The organism is Bradyrhizobium sp. (genome assembly GCF_017881085.1).
Taxonomy (GTDB): Bacteria; Pseudomonadota; Alphaproteobacteria; order Rhizobiales; family Xanthobacteraceae; genus Bradyrhizobium.
In genome coordinates, this window is sequence record NZ_JADGRI010000293.1 from 1 (window position 1) to 6,932 (window position 6,932).

Here is a 6,932-nt window from a genome sequence, read left to right on the forward strand (position 1 = left end):
GAGCTCGTCCGGCGGCAGCGACAGCGGGACCGCGATCCCGTTTACACCGACCGCCGCGTCGCCCCCGCCGGCCGACGCGATGACGTCCAGCAGCGTCGTCCCTATCCGCGGATCGACGGTCGCCAGCACGCGATCCTTCTGACGAAGAATTTTCCCTTCGTCGAGCATGGCTTGCCCGGATGTGTTGGCGAATACGATGCGGGCGTTCTCATCGACCAGAAAGACACCGGCCGCGAGACCGCTTAACGTTTCCGCGAAGGCCGCCGCCTTCGCCGTGTGGAGGTCAAGCACGTTTCCGATCAGCACCGCCCGGCGAACATGCGGCGTGATGAGTTTCATTCGCCTGCGCATCTCCTCATCGACGAGGCCCTGCTCTTCGCTCCGGAAAATCCCGAACACCGAAAAGCTCGTCGCAGATTTGTCGAGATTGGTCCCGAGATGATCGATCCAGCCCTGGGGTCTCGCCCACTCCTTGTAAATTCGCGTTTCGACGAATTCGGAATATGGAATACAGTCCCCGACGCTGTAGACTTGCCCCACTTCAAACAGAAACTGGCAGGTCGTAACAGGATCGATTTTTGCAAATCCGTCGAAGTAATCTATCACCACCGCGTCTGGCCTGGAGTTCCAGCGCAAGACCGTATTACCGGTCTTGCGCGCGGCGTTCTTGGAATAAAGCGACACCGCCGATCCACCGACGAATTCCACCGACTTTCTCAACGCCTCGGGCCACATGGCCCGGTCGAGCGCCGTGTCATAGATCGTTCCGATCAGGTCCGACAGGGCTTCCGTTTGCCGGATCATCCGACCTGCCTCAGTCATCCTTTCGGACGGAACAGTGATGGCTGGGGTGACCACCGCAAGACTGCCGTTCGCGCTGTTTTCAAGGCCAATCTCCGCCAATCTCGATTCCGAACGTACCCTTGAGGGAAAGTTCGGGCGTCCGCATCAACCGTTGGGTTGAGAAAGCGCCGAATAACGACTATACGGTGCAGATCCTGCCACGCCGCACAACGGCGACGATCATTGATTTCGCAGGGGACTTGCGTGTGCCGCCACCAGCTTGACGAGGTCGATTTGCCGGTTGGTGCCGGTCTTCGAAAACAGATGCTGAAGATGCGTCTTGGCGGTGGCCTCCGAGACGCCCACGCGCTCGGCAACGGCCGGAACTCCCCCAGCCTCGCTGACCGCCATGAGCACACGCAGTTCGGCTGGCGTCAATTTGAAAGTGCGCGCGAGAAGCTCGCCGCAGGGGCTGTCCAGCGCCAGCTTTCGAACGAACAGGGCGACGACGGCTTTGTAGGCCTTGCCGATGCCGGTCCGCGCCGCCGATGTCAGCGGCAATAGGTGCGCAGCATAACGCTGGCCGTCATGCGCGGCCAGCGGCAAGGCCATCTCCCCGACATCGATCGAAACGTCGCCGTTTTGGGCAACGGTTTCGCGCAAGGCCTGGTTGACTCGCACATTGCGAGCGACGAGCTGCCCGTTGACCGAGCGAAGAAAATCGTCCGCGCGCAGGATGTCGTGGCCCGCCGCATTGGCATGGACGATCCGGCAGCCCGCGTCGAGGAGGAATACGCCGGCACCAAGACCATTCAGCGTATCGGCAAATGCCGCCGCTTCGGATTGCCTGGAATCGATCGTCCGGTTGATGTGCAGCGCCCGCTGGGTATGCGGTACGATGAGTGAAATCCGCCGCCGCATTTCATCGTCGGCCATCCGCCCGCCTGTGAGAATCGCAAGGAGAACGGCGCTGTTCGAGCTTGATTTTTCGAGCACGACATTTGCGATGTCGACACAGCCTTGGGGTTGCAGCCACTCCTGATAAAAGGGGCCATGGCGGTATTCATCATAGTGGAGGAGATCCGGGATGCTCACGACTTGCCCGAGGGGCGGCAAGACAGTGAGGTGATCGTATCTGGAATGGGTCTCCGAATAGAGCTGGATGTAGTAAGGATCGACACCGCAGTAATAATAAGTAAGTCCGGATCGGCTCATCGTATCCTTCGAGATCAGTCCGCACGCCCGGCCTCCAACGAATTCATTTATGCTTCTGACAATATCGTTCCATAACGCGGGTTCGAGCGCCGCGTCGTAGATTTCCTCGATCAGGTTCGGAAGCTTGATTCTGGGCATAGGGCTGAGCTGCCGCGTACGGCTTGCCAGTCAGGCAGTGTGGCGGCCCGTCTCCTTTTGGATGATGATAGGAAGACGGCCGGGAATCAGCATCAACCGTTAGGTTGATGTGGTATTTTAGTTACAGAGACAAATGTGCCAGATCGATGACGGCCAAGCAGCGCGTTGCGATCGCCCGGCTTGACCGTCCGCGACGGCGTTCATCGACCGATCTGCTGCAGCACCGCCTCGACCGCCTTGCGCTCGTCGCCCGTCAGCGCCGGCTGCGGCGCGATGGGATCGCCGACGTCGTAGCCCTGGATCGCGAGCCCGGCCTTGATGCAGGCGGCGAGGTTGTAGCGCGCGAACGCCTCGTTCATCCGCCACAGCCGCCGCTGCAGGACAAGCGCGTCGTCCCAGCACGCCGCCTGGCAGAGGTTGTAGAGCTCGACGCTCTGCCGCGGAATCAGGCACGCCGGGCCCGCCATCCAGCCGACGCCGCCGATCAGCATCACCGCGGCCGGGATATGCGCGGAGGCCGAGAACACTTTGATGCCGTCGCCGCAGCGGTTCATGATCGACAGCAGCCGCCCGGTATTGGTGGAGGCGTCCTTGATGTAACCGATGCGCGGATGGGTCGCGAGCCGCGCGATGACGTCGAGCGTCAGATCCGAGCGCTGGAAATTCGGATTGGTGTAGATCACCACGGGAATATCGACCGCATCCGCGATCGCGCGGAAATAGGATTCGACCTGCGCGTCCTGCAGCGGAAAATACGCTTCGAGGATGGCGAGGATGCCGTCGGCGCCGAGCTTTTGATAGGCTCTTGCCTGCGCCACCGCATCCGCTGTCGACGTGGAGGCGACGCCGGCCACCACCGGCACGCGGCCCTTCGCCGTTTCGATGGTGGTCTGCACCACCACCGCGCGCCGCGCGTTGTCGAGATAGGCGAACTCGCCGGTCGATCCCAGCGGCGTCAGCCCGTGGACGCCGGACGCGATGAGGTCCTCGCAAAGCCGCGCCAGCACCCCGGTGCGGATCTTTCCGTCAGCATCGACGGGCGAGACCAGATAGGGAAAGACGCCGTGGAAATCAGTCATGATGCGGATCAAATCTCAATTTGCTCGGCATGCGTCATGTCCCGCCGATGCAGACCCTCTATAGTTCTGCGCTTACGGCGATGCAAACAGCGGCGGGACGCCCTCGGTATCGATGTAGACGACCCCGTCCTCGACCTTCACCGGATATTCGGCAAGCGCGCTCTCTTTGGGATGGACTGGCTCGCCCGTATTCATGTCCCAGGTCCACGAATGGCTGGGGCAGGTCAGCACCGTGCCGTCGAATTCGGCCTCGGCCAGCGGCATATTGCTGTGAGGGCACACGCCCTGAAACGCCTTGATGGCGCCGTTCTCGGGCCACGCCAGAACAATGATATGGGCATCGGCGATCACGATCCGCATAGCGCCTTCGGCGATCGTTTCCACGTTGCACACCCGGTTGAACATCGTCTCTAGATCCGGCGCGCCAGCGACCGCAGGAATCCCTGATATTCGTCGTTCAGCTCCATATCCACCGCGGGCGCCAGCTTCAGAAGCGAGTTCGCGATAAAGGGCTGGTCGTTGCGGGTATCCTCCAGGGTCTCGCGCAAGACCGGAACGTTGTCCTCGATGTGCTGGAGGAAGGCCACGCCCTTGTCCAGCGTCTCGGTCCAGCGCGCGCGCGTCCATTTTGCCAGCGGGTACATGATCTCGTGGACGAAATTGGATTTGCGCGCCTTCTCGAAGAAGCGCAGGCCGGTGCTCCAGTTTTCCTTGGCACGCAGCGGCGGCGGCGGGATGTCGCCGAGCAACAATTTCCTGCCGGCCTGGCCGACGAAATCTTCCAGTGTTGCCGGATTTTCGATCGTCGCGCGAAAATGCCAGAGGCCGGACGAGCCGGGGAAATCCTTGCCCATGCTCTCCGCCAGGGCGGCTTCCACCCGGTCCACCGCGGCCTTGTCGCCTTTCAGCGCCGCCGTCATGCAGAAGGCGAAGATCGCATCATTGCCGACATTCTGCACGTCGTCACGTTTCAACTGATCTTCCGACAGCATCGGCGTGATCCCGTCATCGGGCGTTCGGGCGAGGCCCGCCCGCTGCGCCGTGATGAACGCGGTGATTTCCAGCCACCCCATGAAATGAGCGATGAAGGCATCGGGGTCGACATACACAATCGCCAGATTGAGCGCTTCCTTGCGCTTTTTCAGTTCCGCCATATCCGTCATGAACTATTCCCCAATGTGTCACTGTTTCTTGTCAGGCCACCGACGCTGCAACCGGACTTGTCCGGCACGGATTGTCGCCATTCGGACAAATCCCGGGCGCTGATGCATGTCTGGCAAGAAACAGGCCGCTGCGACGCCCCACCTCAGCGCCGCCTTCAAGGCCGCGTCCTGGTCGCCGGGGCACGGACGTCTTGTCCCGAGGCGTGCCTTGCTTGCGCCACAACCTTTACCCGGTCGTGGCTCCGGACGGTCCAGGCTCAAGCCCCTCGGACAGGGATCGGCGGCGGCGGCCGAAGCCCGAAGCCAGTCGAAACGCCATCAAAATGCGGAAAATATCGCTCGCAACCGCGTGCCCGCATTGCGCGCCGCCGCGGCGCGGCAAGTCGGAGCCGCCGACGACCCCGGTTCGGCAACCACCGGCCGGTCGCCCGGAAGGGGGCTAAGTGCAGACGGCGAGTCATTTTTCTGCCGTACTGGACCAACATTATCCACAGGTAGTGAAGTTCAGTCTGTACGCGTGCTCCCGAGTAAATTCGCGGCGGGAATTTCGGTCGGAGACGAGGAAATCCAGCGGCGAGAGCGGCCATGAATACGCTTTACGATTTGCTCGGGGCCCTTCCACACGATGACGCCGAAGGTCTGAGGAGCGCATTCCGCAGGGCCGTCAAGGGCGCGCACCCCGATCTCCGACCTGACGATCCCGACGCGGCGCTGAGGTTCAGGGAGATCGTCCGCGCCAATGAAATCCTTGGCGATCCCGACCAGCGCGTTGCTTACGACCATCTGCTCGGGCTCGCGCACCTGGAGCAGGAATCGCTATCCAAGCAGCAGGCCGTCTTCACGAGGATACACAAGCTTGCCTCCGGCGTGATGGCGTTCGCCGGCGTCTCGATCATGACGACCGGGGGATATTTGCTGTTCATGCACATGTCGGCGGCATCGGTCGCTCCGCTCGACGAGGTCGACACCGGCATGCGCGCCTCGCCGGAGATCGTGGCCGTCAGCCCGGCCGTGCCGCCGGATGCGGCGGACAAGGGTGCCTCCTCCGCAAGGCCTGAGACTGCAAGCGTGCCCCGTGAGGCGACCGCGACAAGCGCCGCCATGCCCCGGATCAAGGCGGAGAGCCTCCCGCCCGCCACTGGCGCCTCCGCTCCCGACCACGCTGTGATCGAGGCCAGATCCTTGCGGGCGCGGGGGATGTCCGCCTTGCGCAACGGCGATCTGAATGGCGCGATCGCCGATTTCGATCAGGCGCTTCAGCTCGATCCGAAGTTCCTGCCTGCCTATATCGACCGCGGCACCATTCTTTATCGCATGCGAAAGATCGGCCGTGCCTTCGCCGACATCGCGCCGGCAAAACCGATCGAAAAATCAGATCGCTCGAAATCTCCTCCGGCGACGGCCGGCAAGCCAGGCTCTGATCAGGTCGCGATCACGGGTTCGGTGACGCCCTTGCCGCAACGGCGAAAGATCGCGCAGAAACCGTCGCGGGAAGACGCATATACGCCGCTCTGGGTGCGCTGAAGCGTCAGGCGGCCCGCCCGTTAGCGATCAGTGCAAGACGTTCCCTGGCGAAGCGTGCACCACAGAAGTTGAAGGCGAGAGCCTTGCATCTGGAATGTCGGCTGTTTCGACGCCGTACGACAAGCCCCGGCGCGGGGCTGCCCAAGCTCGGCCGAGCCGCCAGTCGGACCATCGCCCCTCCCCTTTTTCGTATTTCTCTGAGGTTGCGGTAGTGACAATGTTCTTCTTTTGTTCTATTTTCGACGATCGAGAGTAACCGCCAAAGTTGGTTCATCGGGGAGCGCTACGCCATGGGGGATGTTCAAAGCAAGGCCGATCTCCTCCGGATCGTCCTTCTCAACGACAAAGACACACCGGAGGATTTCGTCGTCGAGCTTCTGTGCCTGGTGTTGAAGAGGCCGTATGCCGACGCGATCAAGCTTATCGATACGATCGACAAACAGGGGCACGCCATTTGCGGGACCCATCCGCGCGACATTGCCACGAAGATGCTCAAAGCCGCTCGGCAGCGCATCGATGCTGCAGGTCATCGGCTCACCATCACGAGCGAGGCGGTTGCGGAGGGTAGTGAAATGCCCGACGGCAAATGCAGACTCTGCGGCGCGTTTTCGAACGAGAACCGGCTCACGCTGAGAGGCGTGCCGACACTGGTTTGCGAGGATTGCATAAGCGAGGTCACGAACAACCTTCCCGAAGTCACTCGCGCCAAGCAGTTCAGCCATGCCTGCGACGCGTTGAACTGGCATTTCGCCGGCATTCCGCGCGATCAGTTGGTCGCGACCACGCGGCAGTTTCCGGGTCATATGCGCGCGGACGTTCAAGTCGCCGTCGACAGGCTGTTCTCCACGTCGCCGCTCCGGTTTTTCGGCATCTACGAACAGCATCGTTACGAGACATTGACCTTTGCAGGGCTGACGCGAGATGGCAGGGATGCTCAGGCTATCGCGCCAGCGCAGTATCACGATGTCGATGTCGGCGAGGACGCGCCGGTGAAATGCCTCAATAACGGTCTATGGCTGTGCCGGGACGA

General features: G+C 61.8%; 7 protein-coding genes. 2 read left to right on the plus strand and 5 right to left on the minus strand.

What is annotated here, in order from left to right; translation table 11 throughout:
- The 5 genes from QZ213_RS22325 to QZ213_RS22345 form a co-directional block, all read right to left on the minus strand.
- Nucleotides 1-903, minus strand: a 903-nt coding sequence (locus QZ213_RS22325; protein ID WP_291688263.1) for a hypothetical protein, incomplete at its 3' end; no start/stop codon positions are given.
- A 120-nt stretch (nt 904-1,023) separates the two neighbouring features.
- On the minus strand, nt 1,024-2,136 hold the full coding sequence (locus QZ213_RS22330; RefSeq protein WP_291688264.1) for a LuxR family transcriptional regulator: 1,113 nt from the start codon (nt 2,134-2,136) through the stop codon (nt 1,024-1,026).
- Between the two features lie 200 nt (nt 2,137-2,336).
- Entirely contained in the window at nt 2,337-3,215 is an 879-nt protein-coding gene (locus tag QZ213_RS22335) for a dihydrodipicolinate synthase family protein (protein ID WP_291688265.1), read from the minus strand.
- Nucleotides 3,216-3,287: 72 nt separating this feature from the next.
- Nucleotides 3,288-3,620, minus strand: coding sequence for a Rieske 2Fe-2S domain-containing protein (locus tag QZ213_RS22340; protein WP_291688266.1), 333 nt, complete (start codon nt 3,618-3,620; stop codon nt 3,288-3,290).
- A gap of 5 nt (nt 3,621-3,625) precedes the next feature.
- Entirely contained in the window at nt 3,626-4,378 is a 753-nt protein-coding gene (locus QZ213_RS22345; protein ID WP_291688267.1) for a hypothetical protein, read from the minus strand.
- Between the two features lie 585 nt (nt 4,379-4,963).
- On the opposite strand from QZ213_RS22345, the gene QZ213_RS22350 reads away from it, so the two are divergent.
- Nucleotides 4,964-5,902 (plus strand): DnaJ domain-containing protein, encoded by a 939-nt coding sequence (locus QZ213_RS22350; protein ID WP_291688268.1) that lies wholly within the window; start codon nt 4,964-4,966, stop codon nt 5,900-5,902.
- 290 nt (nt 5,903-6,192) lie between these two features.
- A partial coding sequence (locus QZ213_RS22355) for an ATP-dependent Clp protease adaptor ClpS (RefSeq protein WP_291688269.1) occupies nt 6,193-6,932 on the plus strand: 740 nt, incomplete at its 3' end.